Annotated in this window: 31 protein-coding genes and 1 tRNA gene; 5 read left to right on the forward strand and 27 right to left on the reverse strand. The window is 64.1% G+C overall.

The genetic code is table 11. The annotated features are described in order from the left end of the window. The first annotated feature begins 5 nt into the window (after positions 1-5). Together ACTG4X_RS33220 and ACTG4X_RS33225 are read left to right on the forward strand one after the other, a co-directional pair. The gene (locus ACTG4X_RS33220) at positions 6-1,628 is read left to right on the forward strand and encodes an AMP-binding protein (protein ID WP_440532936.1); all 1,623 of its coding nucleotides are present in this window, start codon (positions 6-8) and stop codon (positions 1,626-1,628) included. Beyond that, positions 1,625-2,023 (forward strand): RidA family protein, encoded by a 399-nt coding sequence (locus tag ACTG4X_RS33225; RefSeq protein WP_093059376.1) that lies wholly within the window; start codon positions 1,625-1,627, stop codon positions 2,021-2,023. The genes ACTG4X_RS33220 and ACTG4X_RS33225 overlap by 4 nt, the downstream gene beginning before the upstream one ends. On the opposite strand, the gene ACTG4X_RS33230 is transcribed toward ACTG4X_RS33225, so the two are convergent. Next, positions 2,010-2,993: a GlxA family transcriptional regulator gene (locus ACTG4X_RS33230; RefSeq protein WP_440532937.1), complete on the reverse strand. Its 984-nt coding sequence runs from the start codon at positions 2,991-2,993 to the stop codon at positions 2,010-2,012. The genes ACTG4X_RS33225 and ACTG4X_RS33230 overlap by 14 nt on opposite strands. Before the next feature lie 109 nt (positions 2,994-3,102). Between ACTG4X_RS33230 and ACTG4X_RS33235 the strand changes: the two genes are divergently transcribed. After that, complete coding sequence (locus ACTG4X_RS33235) at positions 3,103-3,753, forward strand: HD domain-containing protein (protein ID WP_440532938.1); 651 nt, start codon at positions 3,103-3,105, stop codon at positions 3,751-3,753. Positions 3,754-3,866: 113 nt separating this feature from the next. Here ACTG4X_RS33235 and ACTG4X_RS33240 read toward each other — a convergent pair. The 18 genes from ACTG4X_RS33240 to rplN form a co-directional block, all read right to left on the reverse strand. After that, positions 3,867-3,943 (reverse strand) — tRNA-Met (locus tag ACTG4X_RS33240). 18 nt (positions 3,944-3,961) lie between these two features. Next, complete coding sequence (rplQ, locus tag ACTG4X_RS33245) at positions 3,962-4,360, reverse strand: 50S ribosomal protein L17 (RefSeq protein ID WP_093059382.1); 399 nt, start codon at positions 4,358-4,360, stop codon at positions 3,962-3,964. A gap of 93 nt (positions 4,361-4,453) precedes the next feature. Beyond that, positions 4,454-5,443, reverse strand: coding sequence for a DNA-directed RNA polymerase subunit alpha (locus ACTG4X_RS33250; RefSeq protein WP_093059385.1), 990 nt, complete (start codon positions 5,441-5,443; stop codon positions 4,454-4,456). A 142-nt stretch (positions 5,444-5,585) separates the two neighbouring features. Continuing rightward, positions 5,586-6,209 (reverse strand): 30S ribosomal protein S4, encoded by a 624-nt coding sequence (gene rpsD / locus ACTG4X_RS33255; protein ID WP_009124826.1) that lies wholly within the window; start codon positions 6,207-6,209, stop codon positions 5,586-5,588. Between the two features lie 131 nt (positions 6,210-6,340). Further along, the gene (rpsK, locus tag ACTG4X_RS33260) at positions 6,341-6,745 is read right to left on the reverse strand and encodes a 30S ribosomal protein S11 (RefSeq protein WP_009124825.1); all 405 of its coding nucleotides are present in this window, start codon (positions 6,743-6,745) and stop codon (positions 6,341-6,343) included. A gap of 12 nt (positions 6,746-6,757) precedes the next feature. Continuing rightward, positions 6,758-7,123: a 30S ribosomal protein S13 gene (rpsM, locus tag ACTG4X_RS33265; protein ID WP_013544105.1), complete on the reverse strand. Its 366-nt coding sequence runs from the start codon at positions 7,121-7,123 to the stop codon at positions 6,758-6,760. Positions 7,124-7,146: 23 nt separating this feature from the next. Beyond that, positions 7,147-7,260, reverse strand: coding sequence for a 50S ribosomal protein L36 (gene rpmJ / locus ACTG4X_RS33270; protein WP_013544106.1), 114 nt, complete (start codon positions 7,258-7,260; stop codon positions 7,147-7,149). 64 nt (positions 7,261-7,324) lie between these two features. Further along, entirely contained in the window at positions 7,325-8,638 is a 1,314-nt protein-coding gene (gene secY / locus ACTG4X_RS33275; RefSeq protein WP_093059387.1) for a preprotein translocase subunit SecY, read from the reverse strand. A 27-nt stretch (positions 8,639-8,665) separates the two neighbouring features. After that, positions 8,666-9,097, reverse strand: coding sequence for a 50S ribosomal protein L15 (rplO, locus tag ACTG4X_RS33280; protein ID WP_093059389.1), 432 nt, complete (start codon positions 9,095-9,097; stop codon positions 8,666-8,668). A gap of 11 nt (positions 9,098-9,108) precedes the next feature. Continuing rightward, positions 9,109-9,294: a 50S ribosomal protein L30 gene (gene rpmD / locus ACTG4X_RS33285; RefSeq protein WP_009124818.1), complete on the reverse strand. Its 186-nt coding sequence runs from the start codon at positions 9,292-9,294 to the stop codon at positions 9,109-9,111. 24 nt (positions 9,295-9,318) lie between these two features. Then, positions 9,319-9,837: a 30S ribosomal protein S5 gene (gene rpsE / locus ACTG4X_RS33290; protein WP_093059391.1), complete on the reverse strand. Its 519-nt coding sequence runs from the start codon at positions 9,835-9,837 to the stop codon at positions 9,319-9,321. Between the two features lie 18 nt (positions 9,838-9,855). Continuing rightward, positions 9,856-10,221, reverse strand: a complete 366-nt coding sequence (gene rplR, locus ACTG4X_RS33295) for a 50S ribosomal protein L18 (RefSeq protein ID WP_042672913.1) — start codon at positions 10,219-10,221, stop codon at positions 9,856-9,858. 14 nt (positions 10,222-10,235) lie between these two features. Continuing rightward, positions 10,236-10,769, reverse strand: a complete 534-nt coding sequence (gene rplF / locus ACTG4X_RS33300) for a 50S ribosomal protein L6 (RefSeq protein ID WP_093059393.1) — start codon at positions 10,767-10,769, stop codon at positions 10,236-10,238. Between the two features lie 24 nt (positions 10,770-10,793). Continuing rightward, positions 10,794-11,189: a 30S ribosomal protein S8 gene (gene rpsH, locus ACTG4X_RS33305; protein ID WP_093059395.1), complete on the reverse strand. Its 396-nt coding sequence runs from the start codon at positions 11,187-11,189 to the stop codon at positions 10,794-10,796. Between the two features lie 20 nt (positions 11,190-11,209). Further along, the gene (gene rpsN, locus ACTG4X_RS33310; RefSeq protein ID WP_042577476.1) at positions 11,210-11,515 is read right to left on the reverse strand and encodes a 30S ribosomal protein S14; all 306 of its coding nucleotides are present in this window, start codon (positions 11,513-11,515) and stop codon (positions 11,210-11,212) included. Positions 11,516-11,523: 8 nt separating this feature from the next. Next, positions 11,524-12,063, reverse strand: coding sequence for a 50S ribosomal protein L5 (gene rplE / locus ACTG4X_RS33315; RefSeq protein ID WP_013544114.1), 540 nt, complete (start codon positions 12,061-12,063; stop codon positions 11,524-11,526). 11 nt (positions 12,064-12,074) lie between these two features. After that, on the reverse strand, positions 12,075-12,407 hold the full coding sequence (gene rplX, locus ACTG4X_RS33320; protein WP_093059397.1) for a 50S ribosomal protein L24: 333 nt from the start codon (positions 12,405-12,407) through the stop codon (positions 12,075-12,077). A gap of 13 nt (positions 12,408-12,420) precedes the next feature. Further along, positions 12,421-12,789, reverse strand: a complete 369-nt coding sequence (gene rplN / locus ACTG4X_RS33325) for a 50S ribosomal protein L14 (protein WP_009124801.1) — start codon at positions 12,787-12,789, stop codon at positions 12,421-12,423. A 251-nt stretch (positions 12,790-13,040) separates the two neighbouring features. On the opposite strand from rplN, the gene ACTG4X_RS33330 reads away from it, so the two are divergent. Together ACTG4X_RS33330 and proC are read left to right on the forward strand one after the other, a co-directional pair. Further along, the gene (locus ACTG4X_RS33330; RefSeq protein WP_440532939.1) at positions 13,041-14,177 is read left to right on the forward strand and encodes an esterase-like activity of phytase family protein; all 1,137 of its coding nucleotides are present in this window, start codon (positions 13,041-13,043) and stop codon (positions 14,175-14,177) included. Further along, a complete protein-coding gene (proC, locus tag ACTG4X_RS33335) occupies positions 14,174-15,031 on the forward strand; it encodes a pyrroline-5-carboxylate reductase (RefSeq protein ID WP_440532940.1) in 858 nt (285 codons plus the stop codon). The genes ACTG4X_RS33330 and proC overlap by 4 nt, the downstream gene beginning before the upstream one ends. Before the next feature lie 2 nt (positions 15,032-15,033). On the opposite strand, the gene ACTG4X_RS33340 is transcribed toward proC, so the two are convergent. From ACTG4X_RS33340 to ACTG4X_RS33375, 8 genes are all read right to left on the reverse strand, one after another. Beyond that, a complete protein-coding gene (locus ACTG4X_RS33340; RefSeq protein ID WP_440532941.1) occupies positions 15,034-15,216 on the reverse strand; it encodes a hypothetical protein in 183 nt (60 codons plus the stop codon). 21 nt (positions 15,217-15,237) lie between these two features. Beyond that, positions 15,238-15,504, reverse strand: a complete 267-nt coding sequence (locus ACTG4X_RS33345; RefSeq protein WP_440532942.1) for a MaoC/PaaZ C-terminal domain-containing protein — start codon at positions 15,502-15,504, stop codon at positions 15,238-15,240. Between the two features lie 8 nt (positions 15,505-15,512). Continuing rightward, entirely contained in the window at positions 15,513-16,412 is a 900-nt protein-coding gene (gene ubiA, locus ACTG4X_RS33350; protein ID WP_440532943.1) for a 4-hydroxybenzoate octaprenyltransferase, read from the reverse strand. Then, positions 16,402-16,977, reverse strand: coding sequence for a Dps family protein (locus ACTG4X_RS33355; RefSeq protein ID WP_093059406.1), 576 nt, complete (start codon positions 16,975-16,977; stop codon positions 16,402-16,404). Before ACTG4X_RS33355 ends, ubiA begins: the two co-directional genes overlap by 11 nt. 93 nt (positions 16,978-17,070) lie before the next feature. After that, positions 17,071-18,036: a LysR substrate-binding domain-containing protein gene (locus tag ACTG4X_RS33360; protein WP_093059408.1), complete on the reverse strand. Its 966-nt coding sequence runs from the start codon at positions 18,034-18,036 to the stop codon at positions 17,071-17,073. A 73-nt stretch (positions 18,037-18,109) separates the two neighbouring features. Beyond that, entirely contained in the window at positions 18,110-19,357 is a 1,248-nt protein-coding gene (locus tag ACTG4X_RS33365; RefSeq protein ID WP_440532944.1) for an acyltransferase family protein, read from the reverse strand. Between the two features lie 172 nt (positions 19,358-19,529). Then, on the reverse strand, positions 19,530-19,751 hold the full coding sequence (locus ACTG4X_RS33370) for an MbtH family protein (protein ID WP_307614639.1): 222 nt from the start codon (positions 19,749-19,751) through the stop codon (positions 19,530-19,532). A gap of 29 nt (positions 19,752-19,780) precedes the next feature. Beyond that, a complete protein-coding gene (locus ACTG4X_RS33375) occupies positions 19,781-21,100 on the reverse strand; it encodes a glycosyltransferase (protein ID WP_440532945.1) in 1,320 nt (439 codons plus the stop codon). Positions 21,101-21,102: the final 2 nt, after the last annotated feature.

A 21,102-nucleotide genomic window follows, 5' to 3' on the forward strand; every position in this document is an offset into this window, starting at 1 on the left:
ACACCGTGTCTGCCCAAGTCGACCGCTTCGTTCACGACCGCCTGCCGCCTGCCGCGCAGCTGCCCGTCTTTCGCTACGAACTGCCCGAGCTGCAGTTGCCCGACCAGCTGAACCTGGTCGAGGAGCTGCTCGACAAGGCGGTGGCCAAGGGCATCGGCGACAAGCCGATGCTGCGTTCGCCGCAGGGCACGCTGACGTACGCGCAAGCGGCCATCGAGGTCAATCGCATCGCGCAGGTGCTGACGGAAGACCTCGGGCTCGTGCCGGGCAATCGCGTGCTGCTGCGTGGCGGCAACTCGGTGGCCATGGCGCTGTCGTGGCTCGCGGTGGTGAAGGCCGGGCTCATCGCGGTGGCAACGATGCCGCTGCTGCGCGCGAAGGAGCTGGGCGAGATCATCGAGAAGGCGCAACCCGTGGCCGCGCTGTGCGATGGGCGCCTGCTCGACGAACTCGTGATCGCTCAGCAGGCACATCCGGTGCTCGCCGCGGTGATTGCATTCAACAAGCCCGATGCGGATGACTCGCTCTCTGCACGCGCGGCGAAGAAGAGCGGTGTGTTCAAGGCCTGCCCTACGGCATCGGACGACATCGCGCTGCTGGCCTTCACATCAGGCACCACGGGCAAGCCGAAAGCGCCCGTCACCACACACCGCGACGTGCTCGCGATGTGCGAGACCTGGCCGCGCCATGTGCTGCGCGCGCGCAGCGACGACATCGTGGTGGGCTCTCCGCCGCTGGCCTTCACCTTCGGCCTCGGTGGGCTGCTGGTGTTCCCGATGTGGGCGGGGGCTTCGGTCTACTTTCCCGATGCGCCGTTCACGCCCGAGGGGCTGGTGAAGCTCATCAACGAAGTCGGCGCGACCATCTGCTACACGGCGCCCACGTTCTATCGCCAGATGGCACCGTTCGTGAAGCAGCACGGCATGCCCAGCCTGCGCATCAGCGTGAGTGCCGGCGAGGCCCTGCCCGACGCCACGCGCCAACTGTGGAAGGACGCCACCGGCATCGAGATGCTCGACGGCATCGGCGGCACCGAGGTGTTCCACATCTACATTTCGGCTGCGGGCGACGACGTGCGCCGCGGCGCGGTCGGCAAGGCAGTGCCGGGCTTCACCGCGAAGGTGGTGGACAACGAAGGTAACGAAGTGCCGCGCGGTACGGTCGGCAAACTCGCGCTGCAGGGCCCAGTGGGCTGCCGCTATCTCGACGATCCGCGCCAGGCCGACTACGTGAAGAACGGCTGGAACTATCCAGGCGATTCGTTCGTGCAGGACGACGACGGTTATTTCTTCTACCAGGCACGCGCCGATGACATGATCATCACGGCCGGCTACAACGTCGGCGGTCCGGAGGTCGAAGACGCGCTGCTCAAGCACCCGGCCGTGGCCGAGTGCGGCGTGATCGGCAAGCCCGATGCCGACCGCGGCATGATCGTGAAGGCGTTCTGTGTCCTGAAGCCCGGCAACGAGGGCAACGCAGCCCTCGTGAAGGCGCTGCAGGACCACGTGAAGGCGACGATCGCGCCTTTCAAATACCCGCGGGAAATCGAGTTCGTGCCGGTGCTGCCACGCACCGAAACCGGCAAGCTCCAGCGATTCAAACTGAGACAACTCAACACAACATCATGATCCACAAACTCCTGCAGCCCGAAGGCTGGCTGCCTCCCAAAGGCTATGCGAACGGCGTTGCCGCGCGCGGCACGACGCTGTTCGTCGGCGGACAGATCGGCTGGAATGCGCAGCAGCAGTTCGAGTCGGACGACTTCATCGACCAATGCGGCCTGGCGCTGCGCAATATCGCCGAGGTGCTGCGCGCAGGCGGTGCGGGCCCTGAGCACATGGTGCGCATGACCTGGTACGTGACCGACCGCGACGAATACAGCAGCCGGCTCGCCGAGCTCGGCCCCGTCTACCGCGATGCGATGGGCCGCAACTTCCCGGCCATGACCTGCGTGCAGGTGGCGGCACTGGTCGAGCACCGCGCGAAGGTCGAGATCGAGGTGACGGCAGTCATTCCAGACTGACTGACGCCGCCCCGAAACGCTTGCGGTACTCCGCGGGCGTGATGCCGACCTGCCGCTGGAACGCGCGGCGCAGCGTATCGGCATCGGCGAATCCGCATTCATATGCCACCTGCTTGGGTGCCGCGTCTCCAGCCTCCAGCAGGCGGCGCGCGGCGGCCACGCGAACGTCTTCCACCAACGCTGCGGGTGTGACCCCGGCCTCCTGCCTGAAGAGCCGCGCAAAGTGGCGTTCACTGAGGCCCATGCGCGCCGCGAGATTCGCGACGCCGTGATCCTCGGCAGGGTTGGCCGTGATCCATCGCTGGACCTCCTGAAGGGCCGAACGGCCGGTGGGCGCGGCCTCGCCCTTGCGGCTGAACTGCATCTGGCCGCCAGGGCGCTTGAAGAACATCACGAGCTGCGCGGCAACCTTCATTGCGATGTCGCGGCCGAGGTCTTCTTCCACCAGTGCGAGCGACAGGTCCAGGCCCGCCGTGACACCTGCGGCGGTGCGCAGGCGGCCGTCGCGCACGTGGATGGCATCGGCGTCGACGGTGACCGAAGGGAACTCCTGCGCGAGTTGGTCGGCAACGGCCCAGTGCGTGGTGACGCGCCGGCCATTCAGGAGCCCGGCCTGGGCCAGCACGAAGGCGCCACTGCAGACCGAGCCGAAACGCCGCATCTTGGGTGTGAGTTTCCTCAGCCACGTGGTCACGTTGGCATCGGACACCGCGTCGGCCGCGTGCGGTGAGCCCGCGACGAGCAGTGTGTGAATGGGCTCGTCCATTGCATCGCCGATCACTGCATCGGGCATGAGCCGCACACCCGAGGAGCTGCGCACGGGCCCTCGCCGGGTTGCGATCACCTGCAGCCTGTAGGCTTGCGCGCGGGCTTGCAGGTTGGCCTCGGCGAACACGTCGAGCGGGCCGGACACGTCCAACAACTGGACGCCGGGCATGGCGAGGATGGCGACGGTCTTCGGAGCTTTCATGGATCTGTGGCGCTTTCGGACGGACAATGTCTGGATTCGTCGTATTACGTCGATTGAAGCCATCACAGGCTACTCCTAAAGTTGTCTCAACTTCACAAGAGAAATCCAAGTGACTTTGACGACGACTGATATCGAAGGGGTGCGCATCCCCGACAGCAAGCTCGCACACGAGATCACGGAACTGGTCCGGGACACGGCCCCGCCGCTGCTCTTTCACCATTCGAGCCGGGTCTACTACTTCGGAGCGCTCGCCGGCAAGCGCCGCGGGCTGACCTTCGACCCTGAGCTGCTGTACGCCGGCGCGATGTTCCACGACATGGGGCTGGTGAAGAAGCACAGCAGCGCGCGCGAGCGCTTCGAAGTCGACGGCGCGAACGTAGCGCGCGACTTCCTGTACGGGCACGGGATCTCGCAGCAGGACATCGACCTGGTGTGGACCTCGATCGCGCTGCACACGACGCCGGGCATCCCGCAGCACATGCATCCGGTGGTGGCGCTGGTCACGGCCGGCGTCGAGATGGACGTGCTGGGCCTGACCTACAAGGAGTACAGCGAGGCCGAGCGCACGAAGGTCGTGCATGCGCATCCGCGCACCGAACACTTCAAAGAAGACATCATCCAGGCCTTCTACGACGGCATCCGGCACAAGCCAGAGACGACGTTCGGGAACGTCAAGGCGGACGTGATCGCGGACAAAGAGCCGCACTTCCACCGGGGCAACTTCTGCAGCGTAATCCGCTGCTCGGCCTGGCACGGTTAGACTAGGCGAGCGCGCAAATTCCGGAAACAAAAAAGCCCTCTTTGCGAGGGCTTTTTCAATTCATTTACCGGCCAAGAAAAAAGGCCCTTTGAAATTCAAAGGGCCTTTTAAATTGGTTGCGCGAGCAAGATTTGAACTTGCGACCTTTGGGTTATGAGCCCAACGAGCTACCAGGCTGCTCCATCGCGCGGCAAGATGGAATTATAGCTTATTCAGCAGCGTTTTGCTCGGCTGCTTCTTCTTTAATTTCAGGACGGTCGACCAGTTCGACGAGTGCCATCGGAGCGTTGTCGCCCACGCGGAAACCCATCTTCAGGATGCGGGTGTAGCCGCCCGGACGCGCGGCGAAACGCGGGCCGAGCTCGCCGAAGAGCTTGACGACGCTGTCGCGGCTGCGCAGGCGGTCGAAAGCCAGGCGCTTGTTGGCCAGCGTGGGCTTCTTGGCGAGCGTGATCATCGGTTCGATGACGCGGCGCAGTTCCTTGGCCTTGGGGACCGTGGTCTTGATGACTTCGTGCTCGATGAGCGAATTCATCATGTTCTGCAGCATCGCAAGGCGGTGCGAGCTGGTGCGGTTGAGTTTGCGGAGTCCGTGTCCGTGACGCATGGTGCTTTCCTTTACTTTATAAAAACAGGCAGCCGTATCAGGTACTGCCCGGTGCACTGGCCTTTTTCAGGAGGCCTATTTCAAAAATTCAAATCAACGCTTGTCGAGACCGGCCGGCGGCCAGCTTTCGAGCTTCATACCCAAGGTCAGGCCGCGCGAAGCGAGGACTTCCTTGATTTCGTTGAGCGACTTGCGACCCAGATTCGGGGTCTTGAGCAACTCGTTTTCGGTGCGCTGAATCAGGTCACCGATGTAGTAGATGTTTTCGGCCTTCAGGCAGTTGGCCGAACGCACGGTGAGCTCGAGCTCGTCGACAGGGCGCAGCAGGATCGGATCGAATTGCTGTGCGCTGCGCGGTGCCGGTGCATCGAATGCTGCGAGTTCGCCGCCTTCGAGCTGCGCAAACACGGCGAGCTGTTCGACCAGGATTTTAGCCGATGCGCGCACGGCGTCTTCGGCGGTGATCGCACCGTTGGTTTCGATTTCAACCAGCAGCTTGTCGAGGTCGGTACGCTGTTCGACACGGGCGCTTTCGACCGTGTAGCTCACGCGCTTGACGGGCGAGAACGACGCGTCGAGAACGATACGGCCAATCGACTTGGTCGGCTCGTCGGCGTAGCGGCGCATCGTGCCGGGCACGTAGCCACGACCCTTTTCGACCTTGATCTGCATGTCGAGCTTGCCGCCTTGCGACAGGTGCGCGATCACGTGGTCAGGGTTGATGATTTCGACGTCGTGCGGGGTCTGGATGTCCGACGCCAGGACCGGGCCTTCGCCGTCCTTGCGCAGGCTCAGCGTGACTTCGTCGCGGTTGTGGAGCTTGAACACCACGCCCTTGAGATTCAGCAGGATGTTGACGACATCTTCCTGCACGCCGTCGATCGACGAGTACTCATGCAGAACGCCAGCGATCGTGACTTCGGTGGCCGAGTAGCCGACCATGGACGACAGCAGAACGCGACGCAGCGCGTTGCCGAGCGTGTGGCCGTAGCCGCGCTCGAAAGGTTCGAGCGTGACCTTGGCCTTGTTGGGGGCAAGTTGCTCGACCTGGATGGTCTTGGGTTTCAGCAGGGTGGTTTGCATGCAGACTTCCTCTCAATACCCCCGGCTCGTTACACCGGTAAGGCTGGTGAAGCACCTGATCCGCGACGAAGCGCGGAGCAGGAACGTGAACAACAATATCAATCTCCCGCCAGCGCAAAGACGCGCAAGCGGGTAGAAAAAATCAACGCGAATACAGTTCGACGATCAGCGATTCGTTGATGTCGGCGGCGAATTCGTCGCGATCGGGCACCTTCTTGAACGTGCCTTCGGCCTTGTCGGCATTCACGTCGACCCAAGCCGGAATACCGACTTGCTGGGCGAGTTGCAGCGCTTCGACAATGCGGTTCTGCTTCTTCGACTTGTCGCGCACGGCGATCACGTCGCCGGTCTTGACCAGGTACGACGGGATGTTGACCGACTGACCGTTCACCGTGATCGCCTTGTGCGACACGAGCTGGCGCGCTTCGGCGCGGGTCGAGCCGAAGCCCATGCGGTAGACGACGTTGTCCAGGCGCGATTCGAGGATGAACAGCAGGTTGGCGCCGGTGTTGCCACGGCGACGATCAGCTTCTTCGAAGTAGCGGCGGAATTGCTTTTCCAGCACGCCGTACATGCGCTTGACCTTCTGCTTTTCACGCAGTTGCAGGCCGTAGTCGGAAGTGCGCTGACCCGAGGTACGACCGTGCTGGCCGGGCTTGGAGTCGAACTTGGCCTTGTCCTGGATCGAACGGCGGGCGCTCTTCAGGAACAGGTCGGTGCCTTCACGGCGGGAAAGTTTGGCCTTGGGGCCGAGGTAACGTGCCACGATTTTTCCTTTGTGTCATCTGCCGCAGTTGCCTGCGGGAGCCATCGGCGAAACGCGGATGGCGGTGGGCTTAGTTAAAAAACAAATGCGCAGCCGCTATTCAAAGCTGGCTGCGCCTTGCGGACTGACGATCAGATGCGGCGACGCTTCTGGGGACGGCAGCCGTTGTGCGGAACGGGCGTCACGTCGGCAATGGAATTGATCCGGATGCCGAGCGCAGCCAGTGCGCGCACCGACGATTCGCGACCGGGGCCAGGGCCCTTGATCTCGACGTCGAGGTTCTTGATACCTTGTTCGACAGCAGCACGGCCGGCCACTTCGGAAGCCACCTGCGCAGCGAACGGCGTCGACTTGCGCGAGCCCTTGAAGCCCTGGCCACCCGACGAAGCCCACGACAGGGCGTTGCCCTGGCGATCGGTGATCGTGATGATGGTGTTGTTGAACGAAGCGTGCACGTGAGCGATACCGTCCGCGACGTTCTTGCGAACCTTCTTGCGAACGCGCTGTGCGGCGTTGTTTGCAGGTGCTTTAGCCATGCTGTTCTATCCTTATTTCTTCAGGGACTGCGCAGCCTTACGCGGACCCTTGCGGGTGCGAGCGTTGGTGCGCGTGCGCTGGCCGCGCATCGGCAGGCCGCGACGGTGACGGAAGCCGCGATAGCAGCCGATGTCCATCAAACGCTTGATGTTCATCGTCGTCTCGCGACGCAGATCGCCTTCGATGGTGAACAGAGCGATCTGGTCGCGGATCTTTTCGAGATCGGCGTCGGTCAGATCCTTGATCTTCTTCGAATATTCGATGCCGCTCGCTTCGCAGATCTGACGGGCGCGAGTGCGACCGATGCCGAAGATGGCGGTCAGGCCGATTTCAGCGTGCTTGTGCGGCGGAATGTTGATGCCAGCAATACGTGCCATGTGCGTCCTCTAATACTCTTCAATCAACCCTGGCGCTGCTTGTGGCGCGGGTCGGTGCAAATCACACGCACCACACCTTTACGGCGGATGACCTTGCAATTACGGCAGATGGTTTTGACCGAAGCCGAAACTCTCATTTCATTCTCCTAAAACTGTTTAACGTGGCGGTCTACCGCCCGGACTCAATACTGAAACACAGCCCTACGATGTCTTGAAGTTCGCCTTCTTCAGCAGCGATTCGTACTGCTGGGACATCATGTAGTTTTGCACCTGGGCCATGAAGTCCATCGTGACGACCACGATGATCAGCAGGGAGGTACCACCGAAGTAGAACGGCACGTTGTACTTCAGGATCAGGAACTCGGGCAGCAGGCAGACGAAGGTGATGTACACCGCGCCAGCCAACGTCAGGCGAACCAGAATCTTGTCGATGTAGCGAGCGGTCTGGTCACCCGGGCGAATGCCAGGAATGAATGCACCACTCTTCTTCAGGTTGTCGGCCGTTTCCTTGCTGTTGAACACGAGTGCCGTGTAGAAGAAGCAGAAGAAAACGATCGCAGCAGCGTACAGCAGCACGTAGATCGGCTCGCCCGGACGCAGAGCGCCGGCAACATCCTTGATCCAGCGGAAGCCGCCTTCACCGGTGCTGAACCAGCCAACCACCGTTGCGGGCAGCAGGATGATCGACGAAGCGAAGATCGGCGGGATTACACCGGCCATGTTCAGCTTCAAGGGCAGGTGCGACGACTGGCCGCCATAGACCTTGTTACCGACCTGGCGCCGCGCATAGTTCACGAGGATCTTGCGCTGACCGCGTTCGACGAACACCACGAAGTAGGTGACCAGCACCACCACCGCGACGATGAAGAGCGCGACGATGACATTCATGGCACCGGTACGCACCAGCTCCAGCAGGCCACCGATGGCGTTGGGCAGACCGGCCGCGATGCCTGCAAAGATCAGGATCGAGATGCCGTTGCCCAGGCCGCGCTCGGTGATCTGCTCGCCGAGCCACATCAGGAACATCGAACCTGCCGTCAGGCTCACCATGGCGGTCAGGCGGAAGCCGAAACCAGGCGAGATGACCAGACCGGCCGACGACTCGAGAGCCACCGCGATGCTGAACGACTGGAACAGCGCCAGGCCCAGCGCACCGTAGCGCGTGTACTGCGTGATCTTGCGGCGGCCGGCCTCGCCTTCCTTCTTCAATTGCTCGAAGGTCGGAAGCACGTAGGTCATCAGCTGCATGATGATCGACGCCGAGATGTACGGCATGATCCCCAACGCGAACACGGTGAAGCGCGACAGCGCCCCGCCCGAGAACATGTTGAACAGGCTCAGAATGCCGCCCTGCTGGCCCTGGAACAGCGCCGCCAGCTGGTCCGGGTTGATACCCGGCACAGGAATGTGCGCGCCAATCCGGTAGACCACGAGCGCGAGCAGCAAAAAGACGAGCCGACGACGGAGGTCGCCGAACTTGCCTGTTTTTGCGATCGTTGCCGCGTTAGTTGCCACGAAGAACTTCTTTCAGTCCGATGGTGATCAGGCGATGCTGCCGCCGGCCGCTTCGATCGCAGCCTTGGCGCCAGCCGTTGCGCCCACGCCCGTCAGCTTGACGGCCTTGGTGAGCTCACCGGTCTTGACGATCTTGACGACCTTGGCGAGCTGGCCAACGAGGCCGGCTTGCTTCAGCGCCAGGACGTCCACTTCGGCCAGGCCGAGCTGCTCGAGGGCAGTCAGCGTGACTTCGGCGTTGAACTTCAGCAGATGCGACTTGAAGCCACGCTTCGGCAGGCGACGCTGCAGCGGCATTTGACCGCCTTCGAAGCCGACCTTGTGGAAACCGCCTGCGCGCGACTTCTGGCCCTTGTGACCGCGACCTGCGGTCTTGCCGATGCCGGAGCCGATACCGCGGCCGACGCGGCGCTTGGCGTGCTTGGCGCCATCCGCCGGCTTGATGCCATTGAGTTCCATATCAGTCTCTCTTACAGAACTTTGACCAGATAACTGATCTTGTTGATCATGCCGCGCACCGCAGGGGTGTCTTGCAGCTCGCTCACGCTGTTGAGCTTGCGCAGGCCGAGGCCACGCACGGTCGCGCGATGCGATTCCTTGGTACCGATCGGGCTCTTGACCAATTGGACCTTGAGGGTTTGTTGTTGCGTCGTCATTTGAATGCTTCTTTCGGCTTGCGCTTAAGCGAAGATTTCTTCGACGGTGAGGCCGCGCTTGGCAGCCACCTGGCCCGCCGTCGTCGAGTTCTTCAACCCGTCGAGCGTGGCGCGAACCATGTTGTAGGGGTTCGACGAACCATGGCTCTTGGCCACGATGTCGGTGATGCCCATCACTTCGAACACGGCGCGCATCGGGCCGCCGGCGATGATGCCGGTACCCTTGGGAGCCGGATACATCACGACCGTCGCAGCGCCATGGTGGCCTTGCACCTGGTGGTGCAGCGTGCCGTTCTTGATCGAAACCTTCAGCAGGTTGCGACGCGCTTCTTCCATGGCCTTCTGCACTGCAGCGGGCACTTCCTTCGACTTGCCCTTGCCCATGCCGACGCGACCATCGCCATCACCGACCACGGTGAGTGCTGCGAAACCGAGGATACGACCACCCTTCACCACCTTGGTGACACGGTTGATCGCGATCATCTTCTCGCGCAAACCGTCCTCGGGGCCTTCGTTCTGCGTTCTTGCCTGAATCTTTGCCATTTTGAATCTCGTGTCCGGTTAGAACTGCAGGCCGGCTTCGCGGGCGGCCTCGGCCAGCGCCTTGACGCGGCCGTGGTATGCGAAACCTGCGCGATCGAAGGCGACCTTCTCGACGCCGGCAGCCTTCGCCTTTTCAGCGATGCGCTTGCCGACGGCGGTGGCTGCAGCGGCGTTGCCGCCCTTGCCCGAACCGCCGAGCGAGGTACGCACTTCGGCTTCTGCCGTCGATGCGGTTGCAATCACCTTGGTGCCGTCGTCGGAGATGACGGTCGCGTAGATGTGCAGGTTGGTGCGGTTCACCGTCAGACGGGCCACGCCCTGCGTCGCGATGCGAATGCGGGTCTGGCGCGAGCGGCGAAGACGCTGTGCTTTTTTGGTCAACATCATTTTGCTGCCCCTTACTTCTTCTTGGTCTCTTTGATCACGATCTTCTCGTCCGCATAGCGGATGCCCTTGCCCTTGTAGGGCTCTGGCGGACGAACAGCGCGGATCTCAGCGGCGATTTGACCAACGCGCTGACGGTCAGCACCCTTGATCACGATTTCGGTCGGGGTCGCGGTGGCCACCGTGATGCCCTGCGGCATGTCGATGTTGACCGGGTGCGAGTAACCGACTTGCAGGTTCAGCTTGTTGTTGGACGCTGCAGCCTTGTAGCCGACGCCGATCAGGCTGAGCTTCTTCTCGAAGCCCTTCGTGACGCCGACGACCATGTTGTTCACCAGCTGGCGAATCGTGCCGCTCATCGCGTTCGCTTCACGCGACTCGTTTGCGGGCTCGAAGCTCAGCTTGCCGTCATTGCTGACGATTTTCACCAGTGCATTGCGCGACAGGCTGAGCGTGCCGCCCGTGCCCTTGACGCTGATCTGGTCTTCCTTGATCGACACATCCACGCCTGCGGGGATGGTGATCGGCATTTTTCCTACTCGGGACATTTCAGTAACTCCTCGATGTCTCGGTTAGGCGACGTAGCACAGAACTTCGCCGCCGACACCGGTGGCGCGAGCCTTGCGGTCGGTCATCACGCCCTTGGGGGTCGTGACGATCGCAACGCCGAGGCCGTTTTGAACCTGCGGAATGGAAGCACTGGCCTTGTAGACGCGCAGGCCAGGGCGGCTCACGCGCTCGATGCGCTCGATGACCGGACGGCCAGCGTAGTACTTCAGCGAAATTTCAAGCTCGCTCTTGCCGGCTTCGGTCTTGACCTGGAAGCCGTCGATGTAGCCCTCGTCCTTCAGGACTTGTGCGATCGCGATCTTCACCTTGGAAGACGGGACCGACACGGTGGGCTTCGCCACCATCTGCGCGTTACGGATACGCGTCAGCAGGTCGGCAATGGGATCACTCATGCTCATGTTGTTTGCTCCTGCCTGGCTTACCAGCTGGCCTTGGTGACACCGGGGATGTCGCCATTGAAAGCCAGTTCGCGGATCTTGGCGCGGGCCAGACCGAATTGACGGAAGGTGCCACGCGGGCGACCGGTGATTTCGCAACGGTTGCGCTGACGCGTGGGGTTCGCGTTGCGCGGGAGCTTTTGCAGGCCCAGGCGGGCTGCAGCGCGCTCTTCGTCGCTCTTCTTCACGTCGTTGGAGATTGCCTTCAGTTCCGCGTGCTTCGCAGCGAACTTGGCAACCAGCTTGTCGCGCTTGAGTTCGCGCTGGATCAAAGATGCTTTAGCCACAGATCACCTCAGTTCTTGAACGGGAAACGGAAACCAGCGAGAAGCGCCTTGGCTTCTTCGTCGGTCTTGGCCGTCGTCGTGATGCTGATATTGAGACCGCGCAGGGCATCGACCTTGTCGTACTCGATCTCGGGGAAAATGATCTGTTCCTTGACGCCGATGTTGTAGTTGCCACGGCCGTCGAACGCACGGCCGGAGATGCCGCGGAAGTCGCGAACACGCGGCAGCGCGATGGTCACGAAACGGTCCAGGAACTCATACATCTGCACGCCACGCAGCGTGACCATGCAGCCGATCGGCTGGTTTTCGCGGATCTTGAAACCGGCGATAGCCTTCTTCGACTTGGTAACCACGGGCTTCTGGCCAGCGATCTTGGTCAGGTCGGCGACAGCGTTGTCGAGAACCTTCTTGTCGGCGACTGCTTCACCCACACCCATGTTCAGGGTGATCTTGGTGAGGCGCGGAACCTGCATCGGCGACTTGTAGCCGAACTTTTCCGTCAGGTCTTTCGCGATCTTTTCGCGATAGTGTTGTTGGAGACGTGCCATGTGAGTACCTCTTAGGCGATCTTGATTTCGTCGCCGCTGGACTTGAAGACGCGAACAGCCACGCGCTTGCCGTCAGCACCCTGGGTGATCTTGATGCCCACGCGATCGGCCTTGCCGGTCGCGGCATTGAAGATCGCCACGTTGGATTGGTGAATGGGCATGGACTTTTCGACGATGCCACCGGTCGTACCCTTGAGCGGGTTCGGCTTGGTGTGCTTCTTGACGACGTTGATGCCTTCGACGAGCACGTGCGAATCGTCCTTGCGGAGCGACACGGTGCCGCGCTTGCCCTTGTCACGACCGGCCAACACGATGACCTGGTCGCCTTTGCGAATCTTGTTCATGGCGTTGTTGTCCTTACAGAACTTCAGGTGCCAGCGACACGATCTTCATGAACTTCTCGGTGCGCAGTTCGCGCGTGACCGGTCCGAAGATGCGGGTGCCGATAGGCTCCAGCTTGGCGTTGAGCAACACTGCTGCGTTGCCGTCGAACTTGACGAGCGAGCCGTCAGCGCGACGGATGCCCTTGGCGGTGCGGACCACCACTGCGCTGTAGATCTCGCCCTTCTTGACGCGACCACGCGGAGCGGCTTCCTTGATGCTGACCTTGATGACGTCGCCCACGCTGGCATAACGCCGCTTGGAGCCACCGAGCACCTTGATACACAGGACGGATTTCGCGCCTGTGTTGTCGGCCACTTCGAGCCGGGATTCAGTTTGGATCATTTCTTGATATTCCCAACTTGTACCGATGTGCATCCAGGAGGGAGGCACCGCGGTCAGTCTTGGGCCCGTCGTCCATGCCTCGAACCACTCGAGGCACTTCCGCTTTGGGCTGAAAGCTTCGCCTTTTAGAAGCGAAGCCCGCGATTGTTGCACGCACTAATGCCGATGTCAACAACCCCATTACACCATCTCGCGCTGCCACTAGACTCCGGGGCGTGCGCCAGCCCCTGAAACCACCCTTTTCGCCCCCATTGCTCCAGCGTCGTCACCTGCTGGCGAGCGGGGCCAGCCTGGTAGCGCTGGGCCTGGCCGGCTGCAAGAGCGCGACTCCGAATCCGGACCCTGGCCGGCTGCGCCGCATTGGCGAGGCGCGCTGGCCGCACCGCCTTTATATAGAAGGCACCGTGGCCGGCGGCCTCTCCGGCATCGACTACGACCCGATCCGAGGTGAGTACCTGCTCATCAGCGATGACCGGTCAGACCAAGCACCCGTGCGCTACTACATCGCCCGCTGGCCCCACCCACAGGCCGCGCAACAGCCCGAACCGACGGGCGTTGTGCAGCTGCAACGCCCCGGCGGCGGACCCTGGCCGGATCGTCGCCACGCGGTCGACGGACTTCCCGTGCCCGACCCCGAAGCCCTGCGGCTGCGCCCGGCGACCAACACCCTGCTCTGGACCAGCGAGGGCGACATCGCCCGTGGTTTCGGCCCCGCGCTGTACGAATCGGCCCGCGACGGCCGCTTCCTGCGCGAATTCCCGATGCCGGCGATGTTCCGGCCCGACCCGGCCCTGCGCCGCGGCCCGCGCGACAACCTGACCTTCGAAGGCGTCGCCCTCACGCCCGACGGCCGCTTCGCTTGGCTGGCAATGGAAAACGCCCTGATCCAGGACGGCCCCAAGCCCACCACCAGCGCGCCCGGCGGCCCCTGCCGCTTCACCCGGATCGACCTGCAAACCGGCCAGGCCGACCGCCAGATCGCCTACATACCCGACGCCATACCGCTGCGCCCGCTGATTCCCGGCAGCTACGCCGACAACGGCGTGAGCGAGATCCTGATGCTCGACGCCGACCGCATGCTGGTGCTGGAGCGCGCCTACGCCACCGGCGCCGGCAATTCGCTGCGCCTCTACGAAATCGACACCCGCGCTGCCAGCGACGTGCTCGCGGTCGACACGCTGGCACCAGGCAACCACCGGCCGGCCGCCAGGACGCTGGTGGCCGACTTCGCCGCACTCGGACTGTCCCGCCTCGACAACACCGAAGGCATGTGCTGGGGGCCGCCCCTGCCGAACGGCAAGCGCATGCTGGTGGTCGTGAGCGACGACAATTTCAATCCGCTTCAAATCACCCAGTTCGCAGCCTTCGAATACGCCGACCGACCATGACCATCGCCGTGACCTTCCTGCCCCGCACCGGCCCCGCGCCGCTGCCCCCCGTCGCCTTCATCGGAGGCGGCAACATGGCCAGCGCCATCATCGGCGGGCTGATCCAGCAAGGCACCCCGGCGGATGCGTTCGAGGTGGTCGAGCCCTTCGAGGAGGCCCGCACGAAGCTGGCCCAGTCCTTCGGCATCGTCGCGAAGGCCGAGGCGGGCGAGGCCCTGTCGCGCTGCGGCGTGGTGGTGTGGGCGGTCAAACCCCAGACCTTTGCCGAAGCCGCCCGCGCGGTGCGCGACTTTGCCGAAGACGCCCTGCACCTGAGCGTGGCTGCGGGCATTCCGTCCGGCAGCATCGCCCGCTGGCTGGGCACGGAGCGCGTGGTGCGCGCCATGCCCAACACGCCCGCGCTGGTGGGCAAGGGCATGACCGGCTTGTTCGCCCGGCCAGGCGTCGAGAGCACCGACCGATCGACGGTCGCGAAGTTGCTGGCGCCCACCGGCGAGCTGATCTGGGTCGACACCGAACCGGCGCTCGACGCCGTGACCGCCATGTCCGGCTCGGGCCCGGCGTACGTCTTCTATTTCATCGAGGCGATGACCGAAGCCGGCGTCGAGATGGGCCTCACGCCCGACCAAGCCCAGCGGCTGGCCATCGGCACCTTCACCGGCGCCTCGGCGCTGGCGCACAGCGCGACCGAGCCTCCCTCGGTGCTGCGCGAGCGTGTGACCTCCAAGGGCGGCACGACCTACGCGGCCATCACCTCGCTTCAGCAGGCCGACGTGAAAGCGCAATTCAAGACCGCGATCCGTGCAGCACAGAAGCGCGCTGCCGAACTGGGCGAAGAATTCGGCCGCGACTGATTTCAGGCCTCGGGCAGCGCGCGCGGCCCGAGGAAGAACAGCCATTCGGCGGCCAGCGTGACGGTGCCGTCCTCCAGCTCGAGCCAGACTTCTTCCTTCAGCAGAAAGCTGTCGCCGGGCTTGGGCGTCACTTCCGCGATGCGCAACCGTGCCCTGAAGCGCGCGCCCACCGGCATCGGCCGCACGAAGCGCAGACGGTCGAAGCCCTAGTTGAGCGCATGGTTCGAATCGAAGGGCAGCAGCGTGCGCATGGCTTCGCCGGTCAGCCGGATGAGGTGCGAGACCTGGAAGAAGCCCTGCACGATGGTGCCGCCGTAACCCGCCTCGCGAGCCGCGCGTTCGGGGTCGAGGTGGATCCACTCGCCTTCGCCGTCGCCCGACAGCTCCGAATAGCGATCGACCATTTCCTGCGTGATGCGGTGCCATTCAGAGAAGCCCTCCTGGCCGATCTTCTGCTTCAGTCGCTCCAGCATGCGCGCTCTCAGCGAACGGCGTAGCCGGCCACGACGCCGGCGAACACCGTGAAGCCCAGCCAGTGGTTCAGGCGAAAGGCCTTGAAGCAGCCTTCGCGCGTGCGGTCGCGAATCAGCCGCCAGTGCCACAGCGCCTGCGCCACGGCCACGGCAATGCCCACGTAGAACAGCACGCCCAGCGAACGGCTCGCGCCGGCCCAGGTCCAGACCGCAAGGAAGATCGCGTAGCTCGCCATCACTGCCGCCACGTCGAAGCGGCCGAAGGTGATGGCCGAGGTCTTCATGCCGATCTTGAGATCGTCGTCGCGGTCGACCATCGCGTACTCGGTGTCGTAGGCCAGCACCCAGAACAGGTTGCCCGCGAGCAGCCATGTGGCAAAGACCGGCACGGTCGACTGCACCGCGGCAAAGGCCATCGGAATGCCGAAGCTGAATGCGATGCCCAGCACCGCCTGCGGCACCGAGACAAAGCGCTTCGCAAACGGATAGATCAGCGTGATGGCCAGCGCCGCGAACGACCACAGCACTGTCGTGCGGTTGGTCGTGAGCACCAGGCCGAAGGCCGCCAGCGCCAGCACCATGCCCAGCCCAAGCGCTTCCTTGACCGACATCGCGCCGCTGGTAACGGGCCGCTGCGCCGTGCGCTTCACATGGCGGTCGAAGTCGCGGTCGGCCACGTCGTTGACGCAGCAGCCCGCGCTGCGCATGAGGAAGGTGCCGAGCGTGAACACGACCAGCAGGTGCCAGCCGGGCCAGCCGCCCGCCGCGAACCAGAGCGCGCCGAGAGTGGGCCACAGCAACAGCAGCCAACCCGCGGGACGGTTCCAGCGGATCAGGTCGAGGTACAACGCAAAACGCCCGCGGGGAGGCGCGGGCGCAGTGACGGGAGGAGCGGACTCAGTCTTCAAGGAGCGAACGCAGCATCCAGGCCGTTTGATCGTGCACCGTGCAACGCGCGGTCAGCATGTCGGCCGTCGGGTCGTCGCCGGCTTCTTCGGCGACAGGAATGAATTCGCGCGCAATGCGCGACACGGTTTCGTGGCCCTTCACCAGGATACGCACCATCTCCATCGCCTTGGGCGGGGTCTGCGGCACGTCGGGCACGGTGGCGATCTTGCTGAACTCGGCATACGAGCCCGGCGCATAGTGGCCCAGGGCGCGAATGCGCTCGGCCAGCACGTCGGTTGCGCCCCAAAGCTCGGTGTACTGGCCCATGAACATCGCATGCAGCGAATTGAAGTGCGGGCCCGTCACGTTCCAGTGGAAGTTGTGCGTGGTGAGGTAGAGCGTGTAGGTGTCGGCCAGCACGCGGCTCAGGCCTTCGGCGATGGCGGCGCGGTCCTGGCGCTCGATGCCGATGTTGATGATCGGCGCATTGCGGCTGCCCGACTCCTGCGCAACCACCGCACCGCCCTTCTTGGGCACCTTGCCGGCGGAGGAGGCGGACGATGATTTTTTCGAGTCTTTGGCCATGGCGGGAGGTCTTTCTTCAATTTGGAGGGGAGAACACCTGAATTCTGAAAGCCGGCACGCGGCTTCGCAACAGCGTGACTCTATCCCAGCGATCTACGACAGGCGCTTGACGCCCGGCAGCTCGCACGCATAGATCGCGTTGCGCAGCGCCGCGATCGCCTCATAGCGCGTGAAGGTGCGCCGCCATGCGAGCACCACGCGGCGCGTGGGCGGGTCGCGGTCGTGCGCATCGCGCACCGGCAGATAGCGCACCATCTGCTCGGGCTCCTTGCGGCCCTTGACCTTGGGCTTGATCGCCTCGGCCGGCACCGACAGGCGCGGCACGAGCGTCACGCCCATGCCCGAGGCCACCATGTGCTTGATGGTTTCGAGCGACGAGCCTTCGAAGCTCTTGCGGATGCCTTCGGCATTGCTGGAGAAGCGCGCGAACTCCGGGCACACCTCCAGCACGTGGTCGCGGAAGCAGTGACCGGTGCCCAGCAGCAGCATGGTTTCGCTCTGCAGCTCTTCGGAGGTGATCGATTCGCGATCGGCAAACTTGTGCTTGTTGGGCAGCGCCGCCATGAAGGGCTCGTCGTACAGCGGCGCCATCGCGAGGCCAGTGTCGGGAAAGGGCTCGGCCATGATGGCGCAGTCGATCTCGCCGGCGCGCAGCATCTCGAGCAGCTTGGCGGTGAAGTTCTCCTGCAGCACCAGCGGCATCTGCGGCGTGCGCGCGATCACCTGGCGCACGAGGTCGGGCAGCAGGTACGGCCCGATGGTGTAGATCACGCCCAGGTTCAGCGGACCTGCCAGCGGGTCCTTGCCGCGCTTGGCGATTTCCTTGATGCTGGCCGCCTGGTCGAGCACGCTCTGCGCCTGCTGCACGATCTGCTCGCCCAGCGGCGTAACGGTCACTTCGCCGGCGCTGCGCTCGAAGAGCTTGACTTCGAGCTCGTCCTCGAGCTTCTTGATCGCGACCGAGAGGGTCGGCTGTGAAACGTAGCAGGCCTCGGCCGCCTTGCCGAAGTGCCGTTCGCGGGCTACTGCGACGATGTATTTGAGTTCGGTGAGAGTCATAGCTTGCGTCAATTATGCGCAAGGGTGTGTGACCCGGCAGGCCTGGGGTCTTGGAGAGCGCAGATCCGCCCCCTCAGGGCCGGGCGCCCTGTGCGGCGGGCAGCCGACGCAGGCCCGATCGCGCACGCTTGCCTTGCGCGATACCCGGCTTCTCGACCAGGCGGTAGCTGGCGACCGAGGCCGCCACGAGCAGCAGCGCGCAGAGGATGCCCACCAGCCAGTACTGCAGCGCGCCGGTCATCGCGAAATCGCGCACCGGCGGTGCCGCGAAGACCACGGTCAGAACGAGCCCCTGCAGCAGATAGATGCTGTAGCTCACCGTGCTCATGCGCCGGGCCGCACGCGTGGCCAGCAGGCCGAACAGCGTGCTGCCGCGGCAGACCAGATGGAAGAAGACCCAGAGCAGCAAGGCCTGAATGGGGCCGACCATGTGCTCGAACCAGAGGAACACGGCACCGAGGCAGACCAGTGCGAGCAGCGAAGCCGCCCATTCCGGCAGTCGCAGCCTCGCCATGCTCGCGCCATCGCGACGGATCAGCCAAGCCGACAGCATGCCCATGAGGAACGACGCCAGCACCCACGCCAGGGCGCCGACCACAAGCAAAAGCGTCGGGTGCCAAAGCGAACCGTCCGGCGAAAGCGCGGAGAACGTCAGCACCAGCAGGCACAGCAGCAAGGCACCGGCGACGAAGCGCGGCGTTCGGCCGCCGCGCGCGAGCGGTGCCATCAGCCGGAGCGATCCGTAGAACAGCCATTCCACGAAAACCGTCCAGGTCACGCCCGCGAGGATGAACCTTGTCCCGTCATGGCCGTTGATGTCGGGCTGCATCGGCACGATGCCAAGGGCCAGCCACTGCAGCATCTCGCCCAGCACGGACCAGCCCGGCTCCTTGAGCTCGAACCCGGTTCTCCAGGCGACGATGAGAAACATCAGGCCCACCGCCACCAGGTACATCGGCCCGATGCGCCAGAGCCGGCCGACGTAGAGGCTCGTCCAGTCCGGCCTGCCCTTGGCGTCGAGCAATTTCCCCCAGAACAGGAAGCCGGTGATCATGAAGAAGACCGTTACGCCGACCTGCCCGAGCAGGGTGTGGAAGCCCGAGTGTGGAAACGTCCATTCGCCGCGCTCGATGTAGCCGTGGGTCACCGTCAGGTGGTGCACGAACACGCTCAGCGCGAGAAAGCCGCGCAGCCCGTCGAGCGTGGCGGTGCGCTGGTCGCGCTGCGGTGGTTCGTCGGCCGCGCGGAAAACTGGCAGCGCCAGCGCACCGAGCACGACCAGCACGAGCACGAAATACGGCCAGACGGACAAGACGCTCATCGCTGGCGCGGCCTGCCCTGTTGTTGCCTTCTTGCTCCAGGCGCCTTCGCAAGAACGCTGGCCCCTCCCCCCACTGGCTCGGTGCGTTCCTTGTTCACGTCATCGGCAGCAGGCGACCGGAACCGGGACGCATACGCCCAGGCAGCGCCGCGCCGATGCAGGGCAAACACCCTCATGCCCTGGCGGCATCGAGGTCCATGGCCGCAAGGGATCGCGGCCGCATGTCGGTCCAATTCGCCTCGATGAAGGCGCTGCAGGCCGCCCTGTCAGTCGCGGCCAGCGCGACCTGCCAGCCGGCGGGCACCTCGATGAAGCTCGGCCACAGCGAGTGCTGGCCTTCTTCATTCACCAGCACCAGGAAGGTGGCGTTCTTGTCGTCAAACGGGTTGCTCATGGTCGATTTCCTTGAATGGGTTCAGGCGTTCAAGCCATTTCCACGGACTCGGGCGCTGCCTCGCGCAGTGCCACGAGGGCCGTGGTGATTTCGGTCAATGCGTGATGGCGCGCGAAGTCCTCGCGCAGCACGCCCGCACGCTGGCGGTAGCTGGGTTCGCTCAACAGCCTGCGCACGGCGTCGCCGATCTGGCGTGCACTCGGTTGGCCGTTGCCGAGGTTGATGCCCGCGCCCGACCACGCCACGCGCGCGGCGATCTCGGGCTTTTCCTCGGTGGCGCCGGCCACGACCAGCGGCACGCCGAGGCTCAGCGCATGGTTGACCGAGCCGTAGCCGCCGTTGGTCACCATCGCATGCACCTTGGGCAGCAGCCGGTCGTAGGGCAGGAACGGCAGCACGCGGGCGTTGGCGGGAACCGCCATGTTCAGCGCGGCCGGCAGCGGGCCGCCGGTGGTGGCGATGACCTGGATGTCCTTCACCCCGGCCAGCGCCTGCAATGTCGGGCCAATCAACTGCGCCGGGTTCTGGTTGGCCAGCGTGCCCTGCGTGACCAGCACGACCGAGCGGCCGTCGTCCAGCTCGTGCCACCAGTCGGGCGGCGTGAAGTCGCGGCTGGCGGGCGCGAGCAGCGGGCCGACAAAACGCACCGAGGCGGGCAGGTCGCTGCGCGGGTATTCGAAGGACGCCGCCGTCAGCTGCAGATACAGGTCCGGCAGCTTGACCATGGCGTCGATGAAGAAATCCGGCAGCGCGGGCAGGCCTGCGCACGTCAGCAATGCATCGAAGTAGCGCTGCACCTCGCCGAACATCGCCTGCTTGAGGTTGGCGTTCATCGCCCGGTTGCGCACGCGCCCTTCCTGCGTGGACGACGGCGGCAGCGCGGTGCCAAAGAAGGCCGTGTCGCAGCTGGACAGCGGCAGCGCCGAGATGCCGATGGCAACGATCGCCGGGCGATGCTCGCGCGGCCCCAGCAGCAGCGGAAAGGTGCCGCAGAACATCGTGTCGACCACGATGGCGTCGGCCTCGAAGTTCTCCAGGATCGCGCCCAGGCCGGCCCGCTGCGCGGCCATGGTGTCGGCAAAGAAGTGCTTCAGGCCGAAGCACAGCTGCGCATGCGCAGACGGCAGGCGCTGGCGCTGTGGAAAGCGCTGGTCGAGCTCGCGGTAGTCGAAGTCGATCGCGGCGTCGAAGGCGGTGAAGCTTGCGCCGGTGGCCTCGGCCTGCGCCCGGAACCGGCTCGCGGTGTGCACCCGCACCTCGTGCCCGAGGTTCACAAGATGCTGGGCGATGGCCAGCATCGGCAACACATGCCCCGGCAATGCGGTTGCCGCGATGAGATAGCGTGCCATGT

The organism is Variovorax sp. YR566 (genome assembly GCF_051992195.1).
Classification (GTDB): Bacteria; Pseudomonadota; Gammaproteobacteria; order Burkholderiales; family Burkholderiaceae_C; genus Variovorax.